We start from the raw sequence: 22,051 nt of genomic DNA on the forward strand, positions 1-22,051 counted from the left end.
TTTCGGGCGCGCAGGGGCCGCCCACGCCACCGGCCGCGACGCTCGCGGCCGGTGGCGTGGGTCGTCAAAAATGAATCCGGCGGCTATCGCCGCCGGAACAGGGGAATCAGGCCGCCTTGAGCTGCGCGGAGCTGAAGCCGTACTTGGTGTCCAGCCCCAGCTCGCGCACGATGCGCAGGCCCTTGGCCAGGGCGTCGCCCTCCAGGCCGCGCAGCGGACGGCGCAGGTCGCCGACCGGCAGGCCCACCGCCTTCATCAGCGACTTGATCGCCACCGGGTTGATGGCGGAGTACGAGTAATGCAGCATCGGCAGCAGGCCCAGGTAGCCTTCGCGGAAGCTGACCGACACGTCCGGCGTGTCCCAGGGACGCGAAATCTCGGCCATCTCGGCCGGCGCGATGTTGCCGGTCATGTTGGCGGTGCCGTGGCCGCCCAGGCTCATGGTGGGCACCACCAGCCCCAGGTTGGGCGAGTCGCAGCACATCACCGACACGTCGGGACGGCCGCGCAGCACCTGCGCCACCTGGCCCACGCGCGTGGTCGATTCTTTGTGCACCACGTAGTTCGGGTGCTTGAAGATGCGCAGCAGCTGGTCCCAGTGCAGGTCGCTCTTGACCCGGGGCGGGTTGTTGTAGATGCCCAGCGGCAGGTCGGTGGCGTCGGCCACTTCGAGGAAATAGGCTTCGGTGTCGGCTTCGGAGGCGCAGATATAGGCCGGCGCGGCCAGGATCGCGCCGTCGGCGCCGTTGGCGCGCGCGAACTTCAGGTAGTCGATGGTGGTATCGGTGTTGTTGCCGGTGCAGCCGTAGAACAGCTTCATCCTGCCGGTCTTCATCTTGGCCGTCTCGACGATCACCTGGCGCCGCTCTTCGGGCGACAGCAGCGAGACTTCACCGGTGGAGCCCATGATCAGCACGGCGGCGGTGCCGTTGTCTTCCTGGAACTTCAACAGGCTGCGGAAGGCGCTGAAATCGACGCTGCCGTCGCGATTGAACGGCGTGACGATGGCGACGAAGGACCCCTGGATTTTCATTTTGCTCATGACCTGCTCCACATGCGGATGGACTGCTCAATCAAAAAAGCCAGGCTGGCGCGCGGTGGTTGGCGCCTGCACCTGACCATTCCCCTTGCTGCTTATGCAGTATAGGAAGAGCGGCCCCGAAAATTTTTCTATTTTCCACACTTTCAGGACGCCCGAAAGACAAAGATTTTCTAAGGCAATGCGGTTAAGTTATGAGGATTTCCATAACAATACGCTTTTCACGGCAGCGCCCGCATGACCGAAGCGATCTCCCGTTATCCGTCCCTCTCCCATTGGGGCGCCTATACTGCGCTGGTGCGCGACGGCCGCGTCGTGGGCTGCGAGCCGTTCGCGCACGACCAGGCCCCGTCCCCGCTTATCCACGCGATGCCCGACATGGTGCATTCGTCGCTGCGCATCGCCCGCCCCGCCGTGCGCGCCAGCTGGCTCAGGCACCGCGGCGCGCCCGAATTGCGCGGCGTGGATGGCTATGTGGAGGTCGATTGGGACACCGCCCTGGCGCTGGTGCACGACGAACTGCAACGGGTGCGCGCGCAGCATGGCCCCACCGCCATCTTCGGCGGCTCGTACGGCTGGTCGTCGGCCGGCCGCCTGCACCATGCGCGCACGCTGACGCACCGTTTCCTGTACGCCGGCGGCGGCTGCGTCGACCAGTCGGGCAACTACAGCTGGGGCGCGGCGCAGTTCCTGCTGCCGCACATCATCGGCACCTACGCGCCCGTGACCGGCCGCATCACCGACTGGAACAGCGTGGTCGGGCACACGCGGCTGCTGATCGCGTTCGGCGGCATCCCGCTGCGCAACACGCAGATCGCCTCGGGTGGCGCGGGCGACCACAGCGCGCCCGGCTGGCTGGCGCGGGCACGGCAAGCCGGCATGCGCGCGGTCGTGGTCAGCCCCACGCGCGCCGACGCGCCCGAGGCGCTGGCGGCCGAATGGATCCCGATACGGCCGAACACCGACGCGGCGATGATGCTGGGCATGGCCCACACCCTGCTGGCCGAGGGCCGCCACGACCGCGACTTCCTGGCCCGCTGCTGCAACGGCTTCGAGCAGTATGCGGACTACCTGCTGGGCCGCGCCGACGGCCAGCCCAAGAACGCGCAATGGGCCGAACGCATCTGCGGCGTGCCCGCCGCCACCATCCGCGCGCTGGCGCTGGAAGCGGCCGGCACCCGCACGCTGCTGTCCTGCTCATGGTCGCTGCAGCGCGGCCATCGCGGCGAACAACCCTATTGGGGCAGCGTGGCGCTGGCCGCCCTGCTGGGCCAGATCGGCCTGCCCGGCGGCGGTTTCGCCTTCGGCCACGGCTCGATGAACGGCGCCGGCAATCCGCGCCCCGACCTGCCCGCGCCGGAGATGCGCGCGGGGCGCAATCCGGCTGGCGTGTCGATCCCGGTGGCGCGCCTGACCGACATGCTGCTGCAGCCGGGCGAGCCGTACGAGTTCAACGGCAGGACCGGCATCTATCCGGACATCCGCCTGGTCTACTGGGCCGGCGGCAACCCGTTCCACCACCACCAGGACCTGAACCGCCTGGCGCGGGCCTGGACGCGGCCCGAGACCATCATCGTGCACGAACCCTGGTGGACGCCGACGGCGCGGCGCGCCGACATCGTGCTGCCGGCCACCACCACGCTCGAACGCAACGACATCGGCGGCTCGTCGCGCGACCGCTACCTGCTCGCGATGCGGCAGGCGCTGGCGCCGGTGGGCCACAGCCGCAACGACTTCGACATCTACCGCGAACTGGCCGCGCGCGGCGGTTTCGAGCGGGCCTTCACCGAAGGCCGCGACGAGATGGCCTGGATCCGCCACATCTACGAACAGATGCGGCCGGCCTGGGAAGCCGCGCAACTGACGCTGCCGGCCTTCGATGAATTCTGGGAGCGCGGCCACGTGGCGCTGCCGCCGCCCACGCGCGACTTCGTGCTGTTCGAGCAGTTCCGCGAGGATCCCGCCGCGCATCCGCTCAAGACCCGCTCCGGCCGTCTCGAACTGCACAGCGCGGCGATCGCCGAGTTCGGCTATGACGACTGCCCGCCGCATCCGGCCTGGCTGCCGCCGGTGGAATGGCTGGGCGCCGAACGCGCGGCGCGCTGGCCGCTGCACCTGGTCACTTGCCAGCCCGCCGACCGGCTGCACTCGCAACTGGACCCGGCGCAGGCCACCCGCGCCCACAAGGTCGCCGGCCGCGAGGCGGTGCTGCTGCATCCCGACGACGCCGCCGCACGCGGCATCGCGCAGGGCGATGTGGTGCGCATCTTCAATGACCGCGGCGCCTGCCTCGGCGGCGCGCAACTCAGCGCCGACCTGCTGCGCGGCGTGGTGGTGATGCCCACCGGCGCCTGGTTCGATCCACAGGACGATGCGCTGGAGCGTCATGGCAATCCCAACGTGCTGACGGTGGACGTGGGCACGTCGCGGCTCGCGCAGGGCCCGAGCGCGCTGTCGGCCTTGGTGCAGGTGGAACGCTGGCACGGTGAGGCGCCGGCGGTGCGGGCCTTCGAGCCGCCAGCGCTGCAACCCGAGACCTCGGGCGCGCCACGCTGACCGCGCAATAGCGCTCCCGGCAAAGTGCGGCGCGCCGGTTACCGCCACCGCCCCGCTAGCCCGCCCGCAGGAATGCCAGCACCGCGTCGTCCTGTCCCCGGATGAAATGCCGCTCACTCGGCAACAGCGTCACCTGCGCGCTCGGCGCCAGGCGGCGCAACCGTTCGCAGGTATCTTGCGAATCAAGCATCACATCGCGCCCGCCCACCGCCACGTACAGCGGCTGCGCCAACTGACGCAACGCCTCATCGTCAAAGACCGGAATGGCGCCGAAGCGCGAGCGGAAACCGCGATTGATGGCGTGCATCAACGCAAACTGAGCCCGATCGGCAGGCGCCGGATCAGCCGCCAGCGGCCCGATGATGCGGCGGCGCACCAGCGCGCGGCCCGCGGGTCCCAGCAGCAGCAATGGCAGGACCCACGGCAGGATGTGCTTCTGCCGGCCGATGCCGGACGGGCACAACAGCGCCAGCCGCTCGACCCGCGCCGGCCGCCGCACGGCGAAGTCCAGCGCCAGCCACGCGCCCAGCGAAATGCCGAAGCACGCCGCGCGCGCCACGCCCAGTCCGTCGAGCACGGCCTCCAGCCAGGCCGCGTGCGCATCGCTCGCCAGCGGCAGCCGCGCCGGCGCGCTCGGGCCTGCCTCGCCGATCAGGTCGATCGCATAAATGCGGAAATGCGGCGCCCAGGCCGCGGCCTGCCGCTGCCAACTGGCGGCCGTGCTCTGCGCGCCATGCAGCAGCACCAGGGGCGGGGCGTCCTCGCGGCCGCACACCAGCACATGGGTGTCGCCGGCCGGCGTCGGCACCGTCACTCGCCGCACATCGGCCGGCCAATGGGCCAGCGCGGCGGCATAGGCCTGGCGCACGGCTTCGGCGTGGCGCTCGGACTTGAAGACCAGGCTCATGCCGGCGCGTCGCCGCGATGACGCAGGTGGATCAGCGGATAGGCCCGTCCCTGGCCATCACGCTCCGAACGCCCGGTGCGCTCGAAGCCCAGCCGTTCATAGAAGCCGATCGCCTGCGCGTTCTGCTCGTTGACGTCGGTGCTCAGGCCGGGATGGCGCCGCAGCGCGTCCTCGACCAGGGCACGCCCGACGCCCGTGCCGCGCGCGTCGGGGTCGACGAACAGCGCTTCCATGTGGCTGCCGTCGAGCAGCATGAAGGCCAGCGCGCGGTCGTTCGCATCCACCGCCAGATCGAGCGTGGCGGCGGGCAGGAAGCCCAGCACCTCGGCCTCGATATCGTGGCGGTCCTGCGGCGAGAGGAAATCGTGGGTGACATCGACGGCGCGGCGCCAGATGTCGACGACGCGTTCGCCGTCGGCGGGGGTGGAGGTTCTCAGGGTGATCATGGTGCTACGGAAAAAAGAAGAAAGGCTGGCGGCCGTCAGCCGGCGTCCGTGCGCCGCTCGATGGCGCGGATCACCGCCACCATGTCGGACGCGCCCAGGCCCTGGGCCTCGGTCTCGCCGTACAGCGCATGGCTGGCGTCCAGCAGCGGCGAAGCGATGCCGGCGCCGCGCGCGGCCTCGGCCACCAGGCGGCTGTTCTTGAGCACGTCGGTGATCGCCGCCTGCACGGAGAAGTCCTGCGTCACCAGCTTGCCCAGCTTGACGCGCGACACGTCGCTGGCCATCGGTCCGGCGTTCAGCACCTCGGCAAACAGGGCCAGGTCGATGCCGTGACGCTCGGCGAAATGCACCGACTCGGTCAGGCCCGTGACCATGGTGATCAGGAACAGGTTGACCGACAGCTTCATGACCAGTGCGGACGGCACCGCGCCACAGACGAAGCTGTCGCGGCACAGCGGCCGCACCAGTTCGCGCACGGCGGCGACGTCGTCGTCATGGCCGGCCAGCATCACCACCAGTTGCCCGGCTTCGGCCGGCTTGCGCGAGCCCGACACCGGCGCCTCGACGTAGCGCCCGCCGGCCGCCTCGATGTCCGCGCCCAACTGACGCGAATAATCGGCCGAGGTGGTGCCCATGTTGACGATCACGTGGTCGCGCACACGCGCGGCGAAGTCGTCCGTGCCGCGCGCCAGCACCGTGTCGATGGCCGCGTCGTTGGCCAGCATCAGGATGACGGTGCGGCATTGCGCGTAGACCTGGCTGGCGCTGTCGGCCACGCGCGCGCCCGCGGCGCGCAGCGCGTCATAGCCGCCGGGGGAACGGCTCCAGACCACCAGCGGCGTGCCGGCCCGGGCCAGGTTGAGCGCCATCGGCGTGCCCATGACGCCCAGGCCGATGAATCCGATATCCATGCCTGTTTCCGCTTTGGTTGTGTTCATTGTCCCTATTATTCCACCGATTGTTGCCGCCGCTCGCGGACAACGGTCCCGGCGCGCGTCGGCCGAGCGGATGTCAAGCCAGCACAGCGGGATTGATCACATGGATCGGCTTGCCGGCGGCGTAGGCGACGATCTGATCGAAAACGTCCGAAAACTGGGTCTCGTATTCGTCCTCGGTGACGTAGCCGATATGCGGCGTGCAGATCGCGTTGGGCAGTTGCAGCAGCGGGTCCTTCGGATCGCGCAGCGGTTCGGTTTCGAACACGTCCACCGCCGCCATGCCGGGGCGGCCCGCGCGCAGCGCCTGCGCCAGCGCGCCCGGCTCGATCAGGCCGGCGCGGCTGGTATTCACCAACAGCGCCGATGGCTTCATGCGCGCCAGATCGGCCGCCGTGACGATGCCGCGCGTATCCGGCACCAGCCGCATGTGCAGCGAGAGCACGTCGCAGGCCTTGAAGAACGCCTGCTTGTCCGGCGCCACATCCCAGCCGTCGTCGTGCGCCCGTTGGCGTGACGCCTCGCGCGCCCACACCAGCACCCGCATGCCGAACGCCGCGCCATAGCGCGCCACTTCGGCGCCGATCCGGCCATAACCGTAGATACCGAGAGTGCGGCCGCGCAGGGTACGGCCCATGCCGGTCTGCCAGACGCCGTTCTTGAGCGCCTCAACTTGCTGCGGGATCCGCCGCATGCCGGCCAGCACCAGTCCCCAGGTCAGTTCGGCGGCGGCGTACGACGGCGTGCCGGCATGCTGGTTGGAAGACAGGATGACACCGTGCGCGGTGCAGGCGTCGACATCGATATGGGGGTAGACGCTGCGCTGGCTGATCAGCCGCAGCTTGGGCAGGCGCGCGATCAGCGGGGCGCGGATCTGGGTGCGTTCGCGGATCAGCACCAGCGCCTCGGTGTCGCGCAGGCGCTCGGCCAGCGCGTCCACGTCCTGCACATGGTCGTTCCAGACCGTGACGGCATGGCCGTCGAGTTTGCGGAAACAGGGCAAGCCCCGCAGCGTGTCGAAATAGTCGTCCAGAATCGTGATGTTCATGGTCTGTCTCCTGCCAGGATGCGGGCATTGTGAGCGCCGCCTTGCCGACCGTAAAATGATATTAATTAGTCAATTGATGCGTTTTTCTCATGAAAATCGACGTGCTCGGCGTGCAGGCCTTCGTGGCGATCGCGGATCACAAGAGCTTTCGCCGCGCCGCCGGCGAGCTCAGCATCACCCAGACCGCGTTGAGCCGCCGGCTGCAGAACCTGGAATCGTTCCTGGGCGTGCGGCTGGTGGAACGCACCACCCGCTCGGTGGCGCTGACGCCGCCGGGCGACAGCTTCCTGCCGCAGGCGCGGCGCCTGCTGGCCGACCTGGCCGCGGCGCTTACCGAGATCCGGGAAACCGGCAAGGCCCAGCGCGGCGACGTGACGCTGGCGTGTGTGCCGACCATCGGCGTGCACTACCTGCCGCACATCCTGCAGCGCTACAGCGCCGAGCATCCGCAGAACCGCGTCAAGGTGCTGGACCACTCTTCCGGCGCCGTGGCGCAGGCGGTGCTCACGCGCGAGGCCGAGTTCGGCATCAACATCGCCGAGACCCACGCCCCCACCCTGCGGAGCATCCCGCTGCTGCAGGACGACTTCGTTCTGATCTGCCGCGAGGACCATCCGCTGGCGCGCCGCCGCACGCTGCCCTGGGAAAAACTGGAGGGCCACCGGCTGATCTTTCCCGGCGCCAGCAGCAACAACCGGCCGCTGCTCGATCACGCGCTGGCCGAGCTGGCGCCGCGGCTGACGGCCTTCTATGAAGTGCAGCGCAGTTCGACCGCCGTCGGACTGGTGGCGGCCGGCGCCGGCATCGCCGTGGCGCCGCGGCTGGCCTGGCAGGCCGGTTCGTATCCGGGGCTGCGCGTGGTGTCGCTGCACACGCCGGTGGTGAGACGCACCTTTTCGCTCATCAGCCGCAAGGGCGCGCACCTGTCGCCGGCCGCCCAGGCCTTGCACGACCTGATCCTGCGGCACCGCGCGCAGGGGCCGCGCTGACGCGCTGCCCGACGCGGAACTTTCGCACCACCTTATACAATTGGTGACGCTTTGCCGGAGGAATCGGGCCACAATGCGCCGGCGCTTTTCCCGACCGCTTTTCCCGACCCATTAGGAACCACGATGAACAAAGCCCTTGCGGCGCTGCTCTGCGCCGTCCTGCCCGCCGCCGCGTCCGCGGTGCAGCCCGATGTCGAGCCCCTGACGCTCAACCCGCAGAACCAGCTTTACTGCAACAAGCAGGCCGACTGGTGCGTGGGGATCAAGGTCGACGGCGGCTTCGAGGATAACGGCCCGTTCGCCACCAGCCGCACCCTGCGCGCCGACTACCGCTTCTGGGACCTGCCCGACATCCCGAACTTCACGCGCTTCACGGTCTGGCCGCACCTCATCCGCCTGAGCGAGGAACGCGCGCTGGTCGGCGTGATCGGCCCCAACGAGCCGGACTACAAGGAAGAGATCCAGTTTCCCGGCGGCAGCTTCTCGCGCCGCGACCTGTACCTTTTCATGGTGGACCTGGGCGACAAGTCCTCGGCCCTGGCCCACCTGCTGCCCTACTCCGCCAAGGCCGGCATCCGCGCCTGCGCCAACGAGGCCGACGAGAAACGCCGCGAAGGCAACTGCATGGACTATTACCGCTATGACGCCACGGTGAAGGCCCTGCCCAGCCAGCAGCCGTACCCGGACCTGCAGGTCACCACCCAGGCCACGCGCAGCCCGGCCGACGCCAGCCGCTACGCCGATTCGAGCAAGCGGCCCGCGCCGACGGCCGCGCAACTGCAACCGCAGGCCGACAAGCAGTGCAGCTACACGGTGACCTACAAGTGGAAGGAAGACGGCTCGGTCTACCAGCCGGCCACGCCGGTGCCGGACTGCGCCGAGTTCCTGGAACCGCAGCCCGGGAAGAAATAACGCACGGGCCTTGGCCACCCTGGCCGCGCCCGCTCCGCCGCACCGGCGGGACGCGGCGGACCGCTGGGGTCGTCAGTCGGCGTAGCCCGGATTGCGCCGGTCCAGCCGGCGCAACAGGCCCGGCCAGGCCAGCGCGGCCTTGTGGGCGCGGTCGGCCGGGGATTCCACCGCGGCGCGCGCCAGCACCTCGGACGGGATGAAGGTCAGTTCGCCGCCCCCGGCCTGCGCCCGCACCTGCACCATGCAGGCCGCTTCCAGCCGGTGCATGGCCTGGAATGCCTCGGCCATGCTCTGTCCCACCGTCAACAGGCCATGGTTGCGCAGGATCAGGTACTGGCTGGCGCCCAGGTCGCGCACCAGGCGCGGCTGTTCCTCGGGGTTGAGCGCCAGGCCTTCGTAGTCGTGATATGCCAGCGAACGCAGCACGATGAACGCGAACTGCGACAGCGGCAGCAGGCCGTCCTTCTGCGCCGACACCGCCACTCCGTTGATGGAATGCGTGTGCAGGACGCACATGGCGTCCTTGCGGGCCGCGTGGATACAGCTGTGGATGGTGAAGCCCGCCGGATTGATGTCGTATGCCGAGTCCATCACCTTGCGCCCGTCCAGGTCGATCTTGACCAGGCTGGACGCGGTGATCTCGTCAAACATCATGCCGTAGGGGTTGATGAGGAAATGCTCGGTGCCGGGCACCTTGGCGGTGATGTGGGTGAAGATCAGGTCATCCCAACCGAACAGCGCCACCAGCCGGTAGAGCGCCGCCAGATCCTTGCGCACCTGCCATTCCGTTTCGCCGACCTGCTCGCGCACGCGGGCGGCCAGCGTTCCTGCCGTATCCATGTCTCGTCTCCCTTTTTTGATGTCTGCCCTCGCCGCGAGGCGCGGGCTCCGTCGCGCACTGTATTCGGTTTACACGCCCTCGGCGGCGCCCGCGCGGCAAGCGTCCGCTGCATGCAACACCGCGGCGCGACTGCGCAGCCGCCGGACCTTCCCGCTGAAAAACCCGATTACAATTCAGTGGAAATTCAGGAAAGCCGGCAGCGCGGACCGGCCCCTGCCGCCCGGGATGACGAGACAAAATGAATGACGCCATAAGGATTTTTGTCGGCTGCGACCCCAACGACTGCGACCTGGAGCAGATGATGGTGCTGGACTACAGCGCCCGCAAACATGCTTCGCGGCCGGTCGAGATCACCTGGATGCGCCTGTCGCGCGATCCTGCCAGCCCGTGGTACTGCGACCCGGCGCGCGGCCTGGGCTGGCGCACCGAAAAATGGGCCACGCCATTCTCCGCGCTGCGCTGGGCGGTACCGGCCGCGGCCGGTTTCCAGGGCCGCGCCTTCTATATGGATGCGGACATGCTGGTGCTGTGCGACCTGGCAGAGATCTGGGACATGCCGCTGGCCGAGGGAGCGATCGTCGCAGCCCGCCGCGAAGGCGATGGAGAGGGCTGGCGTTCATGCATGGCATTATGGGACTGCGAGCGCGCCCGCGCCCATCTGCCGCCACTCGACGCGCTGCGCGCGATGCGTCGCGCCAACCACGACATGACGCACTATTTCGCCAGCCGGCCGCACCTGGTCCAGTACCTCGACCCACGCTACAACAGCATCGACGGCGACGGCCTGGCGCGCGACGATATCCGCATCCTGCATTACTCCGACATGGGCACGCAGTTCTCGCACCGTTACGCCATGCCGCGCCTGCGCGCGGAAGGTCGCCGCCACTGGTTCGACGGCGAAGTGGTGGCGCATGCGCGCATCGACCTGACCGAGTTGTTCGACCGCTACTACCAGGAAGCGTTGGCCGCCGGCCATCGGCTCGACGACTACCGTAGCGCGTCCCCTTTTGGCGACGTGGTCAAGGCCTCGCAGAAGCACTACACCGGCAACCGGCCGCGGCCGCCGCGGCGCTCCTGGTGGCAGCGGCTCTGGGCAAACGTGCAGAGCGGATGAACCGGTCCCCGCGCATCATGCCGTTGTCCCCCGACCGCCTGGTCTCGTACTTCTGGAGCGGCGATGCCCTGCGCAGCCGCGGCGTCAGCGACGTGGTGCGCAGCGCCACGCTCACCCTGCCCGCGCCGCCCGACCGCCTGCTGGCGGACTGGGCGCGCGACATCGCATCGCGCCTGGAACTCGGCCCCGGCGACGTCGAACAGATGGCGCTGGCGCGCACCATCGCGCGCTGGCCCGGTTACACCGCCTGCGTGCAGGCCATGCGCGACTGGACCGGCGCGCTAGGCCTGGGCGACGCGCTGGCCGAAAGCGATATCGCCTTGATGGCCTGCCGCGGCGCGCGCTACCACCACGACGGCGACCAGTATGGCGGCGCGGCCTTCTGCAATCTGTTCCTGAGCGAGGACAAGGGACTGGACCTGCTGTTCGCCAACAGCGGCCAGCGCATCGCGTTGACGCGCGGCACCGCGGTGCTGTTCGACACCTGCCAGCCTCATGGCGTGGTGCCGCGGGGTTCCAGCATGTTCGACGAGGCCGACTTCCCGGAGAGCCGCGACTTGTCGCAGGTGTTCCTGACGTGGGAGTTGCCCATCGAGGGTCCCGGCGTGGCCGGCGCGCTGGGCATCGCTTTCGATATCGATTCCGCGGGCGCCGCGCGGCTGGACGATGAGCAGGTGCGGCGTGGCCGCGCGCGCCAGCAGGTGCGGCCAGACCTCGGCCGCTGGATCGACGCCGGCTGACGCCGCTGCCGCGCCGGGTCCGGCCGGCAGGTCCGCGCAAGCGGATATGCCGGCCGCCGGCCGCGGCAAGCGCCCCTTACCAGTAGACGTCCTGGTTGTAGTACTTGTGCACGTCGCGCGCCCAGGTCTCGTCGGCCATGCTCGGCCAGTTGTCCTTGTCGAAGCCCGGCGCGTCCTTGAGGGTTTCCTTGTCGACATTGAGTACGAAGCACTTGCGGTCGGTGTCCAGCGTCAGCGCCGCCCACGGAATGGCGAACAGTTTTTCCCCCATTCCCAGCACGCCGCCGCGCGCCAGCACCGCATAGGCCACGCGCCCGCGCGGCACATCGAGCATGATCGCCTTGATGTCGCCCAGGCTTTCGCCGGCGGCGTTGTAGACGTCATTTCCTTCCAGGGTACTGGCGGCCATCACTTCGGGGCCGGGACCCAGCGCCTTGGACTTCGGACCACCGACGATATTCGATTGCTGTTCCATCGCGTTTCTCCCGCGGGCGTACCCGCTGCATATCTTGGAATCGAGGATTGCGCCGCATCAGCGGCGGCGCGCTTCCGACATCAGGCAGGCGCCAGCCAGCGCGCCCACCAGCACGGCGCCGGCGATGCTCTTCCAGGCGTTCTCGTGCACATAGCCATCGGTCGCGGCCGAGACTTCCCGGGCGCGCCGCCATGCATGCTTCTCCCACCCGCGCGCCTCGGCGCGCGCGGCGTCGAGTTGCTGCTTGAGACGATCGCGCGCCGCTTCGATCTCCGTGCCGCCGTAGCTGGCAGTGCTGCGCAGCAGGCTTTCGGTTCCCGCAATCAGGTCGCGCAACGTCCCGTTGCCGTTGTGTGTAGCCATGACACCTCCTTGAAAAAAAGTCCGCGCCAACCTCACCGCGAGCCCGGACTCCGGTCCTACAGCAAGTGGCGTGCCGCCGGGCCAGCCGGCACGGCGGCACGGCGGCACGCCACCGGCCAGGTCAGCTCGCCCACCATTGCTTGATGGTGGCGCGCAGCGCGGCCGTGCCCGCCGCCCCGGTTTCCTTGCGCAAGGCCGTCATGTAGGCGCCGAATTGCTTCATCGACACATGCGGCGGCAACGGCGGCATTTCCGGATCGGTCACCACTTCCAGCACCGCCGGGCGCCCCGCCGCCAGGGCGCGATCCCACGCCGGCCCCACCTCGTCGGGCGACGTAACCCGGATGCCTTCCAGGCCCAGCATGCGGCCGTAGTCGGCGTAGGAAAATTCCGGCAGCCACTGCGACGCGGCAAAGCGCGGATCGCCACCCATGACGCGCTGCTCCCACGTCACCAGGTTCAGGTCGCCGTTGTTGAGCACCAGCACCACGAGCGTCGGGTCGCTCCAGTCCTTCCAGCGGTGGGCGATGGTGATGAGTTCGTTGATGCCGAGCATCTGCATCGCGCCATCGCCCACCAGCGCGATCACCGGACGCCCGGGATAGGCGAGCTTGGCGGCCACCGCGTAGGGCACGCCGCAGCCCATGCTTGCCAGGCCGCCCGAGACCGACGCCATCATGCCTTCGTCCAACTGGACGTCGCGCGCATACCAGTTGGCGGCCGAGCCCGAGTCGCAGGTGATGATGCTGTGCGGCGGCAGTCGACTGGACAGCTCCAGGAACGGGCGTTGCGGATTGACGGGCTTGGCTTCGACCATGGCACGCGCCGTGACGGTCTCGCGCCAGCGGCGCACGCTTTTCTCTATGCGCTCGCGCCAGGAATTCGACGATTTGGGCTCCAGCCGCGGCAACAAGGCTTCGAGCGTCAGCCGGGCATCGCCCACCAGCCCCACCTCGACGGGATAGCGCAAGCTCAGCTGGCGGCCGTCCACGTCGATCTGCACGGCGCGGGCCTGGCCTTCCTTGGGCAGGAATTCGGCATAGGGGAAGGAAGTGCCCACCATCAGCAAGGTGTCGCATTCGTTCATCATTTCCCAGCTCGGCTGGGTGCCCAGCAGACCGATGGCGCCCGTCACGTACGGCAGCGCGTCCGGCAACACCGCCTTGCCCAGCAGCGCCTTGGCCACGCCCGCCCCCAGGCGCTCGGCCACCGCGCGCACCTCGGCGCCGGCGGACAAGGCGCCGGCCCCCACCAGAATCGCCACCCGCTCGCCGCGGTTGAGCAGGTCGGCCGCATTGGCCAGGGCGGCCTCGGGCGGCACCGCCGCATGCGACGTGACGCCGATGCCGGTGTGCACGGTGCCATGCTCGCGCGGCGGCACGGGCACGGCCTCCAGGTCCTGCACATCGTTCGGGAAGATCAGGCAGACGACGCTGCGCCGCTCCAACGCGATACGCATGGCGCGGTCGACCATGTGCCGCGCCTGCAGGGGCGAGGTCACCATGTGCACAAACTCGTGCGCCACGTCCTTGAACAGGTTCACGAGGTCGACCTCCTGCTGGTAGTCGCCGCCCAGGGCGCTGCGCGCCTGCTGGCCGACGATGGCCACCACGGGTTGATGGTCCATCTTGGCGTCGTACAGGCCATTGAGCAGGTGGATGGCGCCCGGGCCGGACGTCGCCATGCAGACGCCGACCTGCCCGGTGAACTTGGCATGGGCGCAGGCCATGAAAGCGGCGCCCTCTTCGTGCCGGGCCTGCACGAATTCCAGTGTGTCGTTGCGGCCGAAGGCGCCGATCAGCCCGTTGATGCCGTCGCCGGGATAACCAAACACGCGTTGCACGCCCCACTGGCCGAGGCGGTCCAGCACGAAGTCGGATACGGTTTGCACGTCGTTGCTCCTTCTGTCTGCGTAGGCGGATCACTCCTCGCGCAATTGGCGTGCCCGGGACGAACACCCGGTGGCGCTGGCGCGCCGTGAGCGCCCTTTACAACGGCCGGCAACAACGACACGGGCGCCTTGCGGCGCCCGGAAAACGAGAACGATGGGAATTGCGCGGGTCGCGTCAGCGCGCCCGCACGGCGGCGGGCGCGCAAGCCGCCAGACCGACTCATTCAGCCGCGCAGCGCCGCCTCGATGCCGGCGACGTCGATCTTGCCCATCTGCATCATGGCCTCGAAGGCGCGCTTGGCGGCGGCGCGATCGGGCGACACCAGCGCCTCGGTCAGCACCCGCGGCGTGATCTGCCACGACAGGCCCCATTTATCCTGGCACCAGCCGCAGACGTTCTCCGCGCCGCCGTTGCCGACGATCGCGTTCCACAGGCGGTCGGTCTCGGCCTGGTCGTCGGTGGCGATCTGGAACGAGAAGGCGTGGTTGTGGGGGGTGCCGGGGCCGCCGTTCAGGCCGAGACAGGGAATGCCGGCGACGGTGAACTCCACCGTCAGGACATCGCCTTCCTTGCCCGACGGATAATCGCCGGGCGCGTGCATAACGCGGCCCACCGCGCTGTCGGGAAAGGTCTGCGCATAGAAACGCGCCGCCTCCAGCGCGTCGCGGTCGTACCAGAGGCAAACCGTATTCTTGCTGACCATCTTCGCTCTCCTGAGATGAAAAACGGAAACACGCGAACGCGCCGCAAGGCCCGGTGGACGCGCGCCAGGGATGCTGCCGGTCGAGCATAGCGCCGGCAACGGTCCGCGTGCGTTACCAAGCGTAGAAGCATGCCGGCCGATCGCCAGTCGGTGGTGGCGGGCGATGGCGGCCCCTACACCGACACGCCGCCGGGCAAGGCCCCGCTGACACTGCGCGCCTGGTAGCTGCATGTGGACGGCGGCGGCGAACTGGAACGTCTTTCAACGACCCAAAGGCCTACAACCGTACCGCCAGCCGGCCGACGGCACGCGGGAACGCGGCGTCTGTCTACCCCTTCCTGGTGTTCGAGGACGGCCCGCGCGTGCTACTCGGCCTGCATGGCGAACGGGTGCCGGCAGACACGGTCGAAGGCGACGGCCTGCCATCCTGGGACCCGAAGGTGCAGACGGTATTGCTCAAGGGACTCAGCAATGCGGGGCCAGGTAGTCCTGGACGCCGGGCAGATCACGCCGTTCCACCAGGCCTTGCGCGAGACCCCGGGGCGGGTATTCCTGTATGTGCACGAGATGACCCGCTTCCTGCCCGTGACGGCGCTGGATGTGCAGGCCTGGAAGCGCTGCATCGCTCCGGCCCGGCGCGACGCCGGCGCCTGCGATTGAGCCCGCGGGCCGCCGCGCTCACGGCACGGTCTGGGTCTCCACCGTCACATGCGACAAGCCCGCGATATGCGCCAGCTTGCCCTTGTAGAAAGCGCTGTCGCGCGGATGCGGCGTGACCAGAGACACGATCGCCGCGTAGTGGCCGGGCCCGACCTGCCATACGTGCAGGTCGGCGATCTGGCCATCGCCGGCGTCCAGCGCCCGCTCGATGTCGTGGCGCAGCCGGGCGCTTTGCGGCGTGGCGTCGAGCAGCACGGTGCCCGAGTCGCGGATCAGGCCCCATGACCAACGCGCGATGACCAGCGCGCCGACCACGCCCATCGCCGCGTCGGCCCATAGCCAGCCATAGCTGCGGCCCGCCAGCAGCGCCACGATGGCCAGCACCGAAGTCAGCGCATCGGCCAGCACGTGGATGTAGGCGGACCGCAGGTTGTTGTCGCGGACCTGCGGATGGCCATGGCCCGCGGCGGGCGCGTGGTCATGGTCATGGTCATGGTCATGGTCATGGTCGTGATCGTGATCGTGGCGGTGCGCGCGGCCGTGGTGGTGGTCGTGCCCCGCGTGACCGTGCGCATGCCCGCCATGGCCATGCGCGTGGCCATGGTCATCCTTCAGCAGCCAGGCCGACACCAGGTTGACCAGCAGGCCAACGACCGCGATGGCGATGGCCTGGTCGAAGCGGATGGGCACCGGGTCGATCAGGCGCATCAGGCTTTCCCAGCCGATGATCAGGGCGATCAGCGCCAGTACGACCGCGCTGGCGAATCCCGCCAGTTCGCCCAGCTTGCCGGTGCCGAAGGTGAAGCGCGGGTTGCGGGCCTGGCGGCGCGCGTAGCCGTAGGCGAGCGCGGTGATGAGCATGGCGCCGGCGTGCGTGGACATGTGCCAGCCGTCGGCCACCAGCGCCATTGACCCATAGACGTTGCCGGCAATGATCTCGACGGCCATCATGCTGGCGGTCAAGGCGATGACCCACCACACCCGGCGCTCGTTGCGCCGGTGGTCTTGGCCCAGGAAGACGTGGTCATGGGACGGGGAAGTATTCATGGGATTGTTCCTGCTGCTCGCGGGGCCTGTGACCGGCGGCCCGTGCCGGCGGACCGCTATTTCATGTAGGCCCGGATAACGTCCATCATTTCCCGCGCCGCCTCGACCCGCTCGGCCTGCGATGGCGCGTGCACCACATGCTCGTCCAGATGGCCCTGCATGACCTCGGCGGTCAGGCCACTGAGCGCGCCGCGCGCGGATGCCAGCTGGCGCAGCACCTCGCCGCAAGCCGCCTCGGCCTCCAGCGCCCGTTCCAGCCCTTCGAGCTGGCCGCGGATGCGCCGCACGCGGGCGATGAGTTTTTCCTTCTGGCGGATGGTGTGGGCCATGATCGGGGGGATGGAATATATAGTGTAGGGGACTATATTATAAAGACCGCGACAAAGGGAGGATATCCCTGCCGCCGTCCCAAAAAAGCGGACGAAGGCTAGCCGTCCGGGCATCAGCGCCGGCGCTAGCCTCAAGCGCGGCATGCGTGGCCGCCGGACATGGAATGGGCCGTCTATCCGATTCAGGCCGAGATGACCGGATTCGGGTAGAAACAACAATAAAAATCATTATCATCCATGTATCCACGGCATCCGATCCCGGATTGCGGCCCGCGCCGCCGCTCCAGGCACTTCCGAGATCCGCCTACTCATCCCTCCGGAGAAGCTTCCCCGTGCCATCGCGCCGTACCTGGGCCTTGCTGGCCAGTCTCTACAGTACCCAGTTCCTGGGGCTGATGTTCTTCGTCATCGCCATGGTGGCCATCCTGCGCGAAGGCGGGGCCAGCCTGGACACCATCGGCCTGGTCTACCTGATGGGCATGGCCTGGCCGCTGAAGGCGCTGTACGCGCCCTGGATCGACCGCCACGCGACTGGCCTGCGCGGCCATTACCGCGGCTGGCTGCTGGCGACCCAGGCCGGGTTGGTGCTGTGCCTGGCCCTGATCGGCCTGCTCGACCTGCGCGCCGACTTCACGACGATCTACCTGCTGTGCTGGGCGACCGCGCTGTTCTCGGGCGCGCAGGACGTGGCGCTCGACGGCCTGGCCTGCCGCGTGCTGACCCGCCCCGCTGATCGCGGTTTCGGCAACGGTCTGCAGATCGCCGGCGGCCTGATCGGCAACCTGGTGGGCGGCGGCATGATGCTGATGCTCTATCCACGGTTGGGCTGGCGCGGCTGCTGCCTGTTGCTGGCGGCGCTCACGGCAGTGTCATGGCTGCAGCTGCTGGGCTATCGTGAACCGCAATGGCCGCGCAACGCCGGCCCCGCCAGCCACGCGCGCCTGCTGGCCTTCTGGCGAGGGCCGCAACGCAAGCACTGGCTGTTGGTGCTGTTGCTCTATCCCGCCTCCGCATCGCTCGGCTACGCAGTCATCATGCCATCGCTGCTCGATACCGGATGGTCGCTCGCCGACATCGGCCTGGTGCTCAACGTCGTGGGCGCCACCGCCGGCCTGCTCGTGGCGCTGGCCTACGGCCGCCTGTTGAAGCGCTGGTCGCGGCGTGGCGCCACGCTCGCGGCGGCGCTGTTGCAGGCCGTGGGCATTGGCGGCCTGGCGCTGCCCGCCATGGCCTGGGGCTCGCACACCGCCGCGGGCGTGGCGGTAGTGCTGTACTACATGCTGTACACGCCGGCCGCCACGGTGCTGTGCACGCTCATCATGGATCAGTCGTCGCCGCACAGTCCCGCCACCGACTACACGCTGCAAATGAGCGTGAGTCACTTCTTCGCGATGCTGCTGACCTCGGCCGGCACCATGCTGGCCGGCCGCATCGGCTACGGCGGCGTGGTCGGCGCGGCGGTCGTGCTGGCGGTATGCGGCCTATTGGCCGCCGCGCGCTGGGTTCCCCGGGAGGCAACATGAACAAGTCCTGGGAAATCATGCGGCCGGTGCGCGGCCGGATCCGCGTGTCCATGGGGCTGGCCGTGGCCGGCGTGCTGTGCAGCCTGACGAGCCTGGCCTGCCTGGCGCTGGCCATGCGCGAGTTGCTGCTGTCCCCGGACACCTATCCCTGGCCCGCGTTCCTGGGCGCGCTGGCGTGCACCCTGCTGGCCTGCTTCCTGCGGCTGCAGGCCTTCAACCAGTCGCACTACGCCGCCTTCCGCCTGGAAGTGATCCTGCGCAACGACCTGGTGCGGCACCTGGCGCGGCTTTCCTTCGGCGAATTGCAGGCGCTGGGCAGCGGCCCGCTGGCCAAGGTGGTGCAGAACGACGTGCAGGCGCTGCACGTTTTCGTGGCCGACAGCACGCCGCTGTTCGCCCGCGCCTACGCCATGCCGCTGTTCAGCGCGGCGCTGCTGTTCGCGCTGGACTGGCGCATGACACTGGCCGCCGCGGGCGTGCTGGCGGTAGGCGTGGCGGTCCTGTCGCTGGCGATGCGCGGCCGCGGAGCCATGACGCGGCGCTACCACCAGGCGCGCGAACAGGTCAGCGCCGCGGTGATCGAATACGTGCAGGCCATGCCCGTGGTGCGCACCTTCGATACCGGCCAGAGCACCTTCGGACGCTACCACCGCGCCCTGGAGCGCTACCTGGCGATGCTGACCGACTGGTATCGCGGCGCCAGCTTCAGTTCCCGCTTCGCGATTGCCGCGCTCGGGCCGCTGCCGACCCTTGCGGTGCTGCTGTGGCTGGGCGCCTGGTGGACGGCGCAGGGCCAGCTCGGCTTTCCAATCTGGCTGGCCTTGCTGCTGTTCGGCATGGGCATGGCCGAAGCCATGTTCCCGATGATGTCGCTGGCGCACATGATCGACCAGGCCAAGCTGAGCGTGGCGCGCATCCAGCAGGTGCTGGCGATCGCGCCGCTGCCGCCGGCCCGCGCGCCGCAGCGGCGGCCGGCCGACGCCAGCGTGTGCTTCGAGGATGTGCGCTTCGGCTATGGTGGCCATACCGCGCTGGACAACCTGAGTTTCACCGCGCATGCCGGCCAGGTGACGGCGCTGGTCGGCCGTTCAGGCGCCGGCAAGAGCACCGTGGCGCGGTTGATCGCCCGCTTCTGGGACATCGATGCCGGGCGCCTGCTGGTGGGCGGCGTCGACGTGCGCGACCTGGAACGCGAGACCCTATTCGAGCATGTCGCCTTCGTGTTCCAGGACAACTTCCTGTTCTCCGGCAGCGTGGCCGAGAACATCGCCATGGGCCGCCCCGATGCCCGCCCCGCCGAGATCGAGGCCGCCGCCCGGGCGGCGCAGGCGCACGACTTCATCCTCGCGCTGCCCGACAGCTACGCCACCGTGCTGCGCGAAGGCGGCAAGGACCTGTCCGGCGGCCAGCGCCAGCGCCTGACGATCGCCCGCGCCGTGCTAATGGACCGCCCAATCCTGGTGCTGGACGAAGCCACCGCCGCCACCGATCCCGAAAACGAACGCGCGGTCGGCGCCGCGCTGGCCGCGCTGATGCGCGGCCGCACCGTCATCATGGTCGCGCACCGGCTCGCCAGCATCCGCCACGCCGACCAGATCCTGGTGCTGGACCGTGGCCGGCTCGCCGAATCCGGCACGCACGACACCCTGCTCGCGGCGGGCGGCCTCTATGCCCAGCTCTGGAACAACCATCAACGCGCCCGCCGCTGGACCTTGGGCGAGCAACCCTCATGACGACACCTCCCGCTCCCTGGCGCGACACCTATCGCCGCCTTCTCCGCAGCGCAGGCAGCCAGGCCGGCCGCCTGCGCGCCAGCCTGTGCCTGTTGCTGGCCGCCGCCGTGTGCCAGGGCCTGTCGCTGGCCTGCATCGTGCCCCTGTTCGTCCACCTGACCCGCGGCGATCCCTGGCGCGCCGCGCTGGGCTGGCTGGCGGGCTTCACCTTGCTGGCAGCCGCCGCCATCATCCTGCGCTGGCGCGCGCAGGGCTTCGACTATCGCGGCCACATGGCGCGCGCCACGCACGAGCTGCGCGTGCTGCTGGGCGAGCAACTGCGGCGCATGCCGCTGGAGGCGCTGCAGGCCCACCGCACCGGCGGCATCGCCGCCAAGCTGCTGGGCGGCGTCGACGAGCAGATGAACTACGCGCTGACGGTGATCAACCTGATCCTGGGCGCCGCGGTTACGCCGGCCACGACCGCGCTGGCGCTGCTGGCCTGGGACTGGCGACTGGGCATGGCGCTGATGCTGGTGTTTCCCGTGATCGTGCCGCTCTACCGCTGGCGCCGGCCGGCGCTGGATCGCGGGCATGCGGCCACGGGCCGCGCCAATGAAGCCTTGAACGCGGAACTGCTCGAGTACATGCAAGGGCTGCCCGTGTGCCTGGCGACGGGCCGAGCCGGCGCCGCCAATGAACGCCTGCGCGCCGGGTTCGAGCAGGTGGAACGATTGCAGCGCGAGCATCACCGGCGCGGCGCCAAGCCGTCGTTGATGGTGGCCGCCATCGTCGAATCCGGGATGCTGGCAATCCTGGGCTGCGGCATGCTGTGGGTCACCCAGGGGAGCCTGGCTCCCGCGGCTCTCGGCGCGGTACTGGTGCTGGTGGCGCGCTTTGCCGAGCCGCTGGCGACCTTCGTGAACTTCACCACGATCCTGGCGCTGATCGAGGCCGCCCTGGCCCGCATCGAAGACGTACGGGCGGTGGCGCCGCTGCCGCAATGGCCGTCAGAGGGCGGCCCTGGCGCACCGGCGCGCATCCGTATCAACGGTCTCGAATTCCGCTACGCCGGCGGCAGTGCGCCAGCCCTGCGCGATATCGATCTGGATCTGCCGGCGCGAGGCCTGACCGCGCTGGTGGGCCCTTCGGGCTCCGGCAAGACCACGCTGACGCGCCTGCTGATGCGGCACGCCGATCCGCAACGCGGCGCGGTCCGCATCGGCGGCGTGGACATCCGCAGCCTGCCAGCCGCCGACCTGAACCGCCTGATCTCGACCGTGTTCCAGGATGTGCACCTGTTCGACGACACCGTGCTCGGCAACATCGGCATGGCAAGGCCCGATGCCAGCGAGGCTGACATCCACGCCGCCGCCCGCGCCGCCCATTGCCTGGACTTCATCGAGCGCCTGCCGCAAGGCTGGCAGACCCGCCTGGGCGAGGCTGGCGGCAAGCTGTCGGGCGGCGAACGCCAGCGCCTGTCGATCGCGCGCGCCATCCTCAAGAACGCGCCGATCGTGATCCTGGACGAGCCCACCGCCGCGCTCGACACCGAGAGCGAACTGGCGGTGCAGGCGGCCATCGATAGCCTGGTCGCGGACCGCAGCGTCATCGTGATCGCCCACCGCCTGTCGACCATCGTCGCGGCGGATCGCATCCTGGTGTTCGAGGATGGTCGCATCACGCAGCGCGGCACGCACGCGCAACTGCTGGCCGTCCCTGGCCGCTATCGCCAGATGTGGCTGGCGCAACAGGGCTGAGGCACACCTCGCCCGCCGCGCGCGGCCACCTGTCCATGAAACCGCGGCGTTCGACACACA

21 protein-coding genes are annotated in these 22,051 nt (G+C 69.2%); 9 read left to right on the plus strand and 12 right to left on the minus strand.

Annotated elements, in window-relative coordinates; all coding sequences use genetic code 11:
* Positions 1–106: 106 nt before the first annotated feature.
* Positions 107–1,042, minus strand: a complete 936-nt coding sequence (locus ACUTAG_RS09370; RefSeq protein WP_020926474.1) for a 4-hydroxy-tetrahydrodipicolinate synthase family protein — start codon at positions 1,040–1,042, stop codon at positions 107–109.
* A 234-nt stretch (positions 1,043–1,276) separates the two neighbouring features.
* Here ACUTAG_RS09370 and ACUTAG_RS09375 point away from each other — a divergent pair, with 234 nt between their 5' ends.
* Positions 1,277–3,595, plus strand: a complete 2,319-nt coding sequence (locus ACUTAG_RS09375) for a molybdopterin-dependent oxidoreductase (protein ID WP_446650099.1) — start codon at positions 1,277–1,279, stop codon at positions 3,593–3,595.
* A 55-nt stretch (positions 3,596–3,650) separates the two neighbouring features.
* Here ACUTAG_RS09375 and ACUTAG_RS09380 read toward each other — a convergent pair whose 3' ends face one another.
* The 4 genes from ACUTAG_RS09380 to ACUTAG_RS09395 all read right to left on the minus strand — a co-directional run bounded on the left by ACUTAG_RS09380 (position 3,651) and on the right by ACUTAG_RS09395 (position 6,931).
* Positions 3,651–4,502 (minus strand): alpha/beta fold hydrolase, encoded by an 852-nt coding sequence (locus ACUTAG_RS09380; RefSeq protein ID WP_020926472.1) that lies wholly within the window; start codon positions 4,500–4,502, stop codon positions 3,651–3,653.
* Positions 4,499–4,948 carry an acetyltransferase gene (locus tag ACUTAG_RS09385; RefSeq protein ID WP_446650100.1) on the minus strand — a complete coding sequence of 150 codons (450 nt, stop codon included), beginning with the start codon at positions 4,946–4,948 and terminating at the stop codon, positions 4,499–4,501. Before ACUTAG_RS09385 ends, ACUTAG_RS09380 begins: the two co-directional genes overlap by 4 nt.
* Positions 4,949–4,983: 35 nt before the next feature.
* Positions 4,984–5,859, minus strand: coding sequence for an NAD(P)-dependent oxidoreductase (locus ACUTAG_RS09390; protein WP_026384092.1), 876 nt, complete (start codon positions 5,857–5,859; stop codon positions 4,984–4,986).
* A gap of 100 nt (positions 5,860–5,959) precedes the next feature.
* Positions 5,960–6,931, minus strand: coding sequence for a D-2-hydroxyacid dehydrogenase family protein (locus tag ACUTAG_RS09395; protein ID WP_054513581.1), 972 nt, complete (start codon positions 6,929–6,931; stop codon positions 5,960–5,962).
* A gap of 89 nt (positions 6,932–7,020) precedes the next feature.
* Between ACUTAG_RS09395 and ACUTAG_RS09400 the strand changes: the two genes are divergently transcribed.
* Together ACUTAG_RS09400 and ACUTAG_RS09405 are read left to right on the plus strand one after the other, a co-directional pair.
* The gene (locus ACUTAG_RS09400; protein WP_006386038.1) at positions 7,021–7,920 is read left to right on the plus strand and encodes a LysR family transcriptional regulator; all 900 of its coding nucleotides are present in this window, start codon (positions 7,021–7,023) and stop codon (positions 7,918–7,920) included.
* Positions 7,921–8,043: 123 nt separating this feature from the next.
* A complete protein-coding gene (locus ACUTAG_RS09405; RefSeq protein ID WP_024070326.1) occupies positions 8,044–8,832 on the plus strand; it encodes a hypothetical protein in 789 nt (262 codons plus the stop codon).
* Positions 8,833–8,904: 72 nt separating this feature from the next.
* On the opposite strand, the gene ACUTAG_RS09410 is transcribed toward ACUTAG_RS09405, so the two are convergent.
* Positions 8,905–9,672: a class II aldolase/adducin family protein gene (locus ACUTAG_RS09410; RefSeq protein ID WP_155865462.1), complete on the minus strand. Its 768-nt coding sequence runs from the start codon at positions 9,670–9,672 to the stop codon at positions 8,905–8,907.
* Between the two features lie 239 nt (positions 9,673–9,911).
* On the opposite strand from ACUTAG_RS09410, the gene ACUTAG_RS09415 reads away from it, so the two are divergent.
* Together ACUTAG_RS09415 and ACUTAG_RS09420 are read left to right on the plus strand one after the other, a co-directional pair.
* Complete coding sequence (locus ACUTAG_RS09415) at positions 9,912–10,787, plus strand: glycosyl transferase (RefSeq protein ID WP_047991795.1); 876 nt, start codon at positions 9,912–9,914, stop codon at positions 10,785–10,787.
* Positions 10,784–11,527 (plus strand): hypothetical protein, encoded by a 744-nt coding sequence (locus ACUTAG_RS09420; RefSeq protein WP_026384088.1) that lies wholly within the window; start codon positions 10,784–10,786, stop codon positions 11,525–11,527. The genes ACUTAG_RS09415 and ACUTAG_RS09420 overlap by 4 nt, the downstream gene beginning before the upstream one ends.
* A 76-nt stretch (positions 11,528–11,603) precedes the next feature.
* Here the strand turns inward: ACUTAG_RS09420 and ACUTAG_RS09425 are convergent, their stop codons facing one another.
* The 4 genes from ACUTAG_RS09425 to ACUTAG_RS09440 form a co-directional block, all read right to left on the minus strand.
* On the minus strand, positions 11,604–12,002 hold the full coding sequence (locus tag ACUTAG_RS09425) for a PRC-barrel domain-containing protein (protein ID WP_006386033.1): 399 nt from the start codon (positions 12,000–12,002) through the stop codon (positions 11,604–11,606).
* Positions 12,003–12,059: 57 nt separating this feature from the next.
* Positions 12,060–12,365, minus strand: coding sequence for a DUF883 family protein (locus ACUTAG_RS09430; RefSeq protein WP_006386032.1), 306 nt, complete (start codon positions 12,363–12,365; stop codon positions 12,060–12,062).
* Between the two features lie 121 nt (positions 12,366–12,486).
* The gene (locus tag ACUTAG_RS09435) at positions 12,487–14,256 is read right to left on the minus strand and encodes a thiamine pyrophosphate-requiring protein (protein ID WP_446650101.1); all 1,770 of its coding nucleotides are present in this window, start codon (positions 14,254–14,256) and stop codon (positions 12,487–12,489) included.
* Between the two features lie 224 nt (positions 14,257–14,480).
* Positions 14,481–14,960, minus strand: coding sequence for a VOC family protein (locus ACUTAG_RS09440; RefSeq protein ID WP_020926465.1), 480 nt, complete (start codon positions 14,958–14,960; stop codon positions 14,481–14,483).
* Positions 14,961–15,431: 471 nt separating this feature from the next.
* Here ACUTAG_RS09440 and ACUTAG_RS09445 point away from each other — a divergent pair, with 471 nt between their 5' ends.
* The gene (locus ACUTAG_RS09445; protein ID WP_446650102.1) at positions 15,432–15,620 is read left to right on the plus strand and encodes a hypothetical protein; all 189 of its coding nucleotides are present in this window, start codon (positions 15,432–15,434) and stop codon (positions 15,618–15,620) included.
* 18 nt (positions 15,621–15,638) lie between these two features.
* Here the strand turns inward: ACUTAG_RS09445 and dmeF are convergent, their stop codons facing one another.
* The gene (dmeF, locus tag ACUTAG_RS09450; RefSeq protein ID WP_446650103.1) at positions 15,639–16,667 is read right to left on the minus strand and encodes a CDF family Co(II)/Ni(II) efflux transporter DmeF; all 1,029 of its coding nucleotides are present in this window, start codon (positions 16,665–16,667) and stop codon (positions 15,639–15,641) included.
* A gap of 56 nt (positions 16,668–16,723) precedes the next feature.
* On the minus strand, positions 16,724–16,996 hold the full coding sequence (locus ACUTAG_RS09455) for a metal/formaldehyde-sensitive transcriptional repressor (RefSeq protein WP_006386026.1): 273 nt from the start codon (positions 16,994–16,996) through the stop codon (positions 16,724–16,726).
* A 332-nt stretch (positions 16,997–17,328) separates the two neighbouring features.
* Between ACUTAG_RS09455 and ACUTAG_RS09460 the strand changes: the two genes are divergently transcribed.
* From ACUTAG_RS09460 to ACUTAG_RS09470, 3 genes are read left to right on the plus strand one after another with little or no spacing between them, the layout of a single operon-like run.
* On the plus strand, positions 17,329–18,519 hold the full coding sequence (locus ACUTAG_RS09460) for an MFS transporter (RefSeq protein WP_026384084.1): 1,191 nt from the start codon (positions 17,329–17,331) through the stop codon (positions 18,517–18,519).
* On the plus strand, positions 18,516–20,252 hold the full coding sequence (locus tag ACUTAG_RS09465) for an ABC transporter ATP-binding protein (RefSeq protein ID WP_446650104.1): 1,737 nt from the start codon (positions 18,516–18,518) through the stop codon (positions 20,250–20,252). Before ACUTAG_RS09460 ends, ACUTAG_RS09465 begins: the two co-directional genes overlap by 4 nt.
* Entirely contained in the window at positions 20,249–21,991 is a 1,743-nt protein-coding gene (locus ACUTAG_RS09470; protein WP_446650105.1) for an ABC transporter ATP-binding protein, read from the plus strand. The genes ACUTAG_RS09465 and ACUTAG_RS09470 overlap by 4 nt, the downstream gene beginning before the upstream one ends.
* Positions 21,992–22,051: the final 60 nt, after the last annotated feature.

The organism is Achromobacter sp. CSND-B12, from assembly GCF_052906545.1.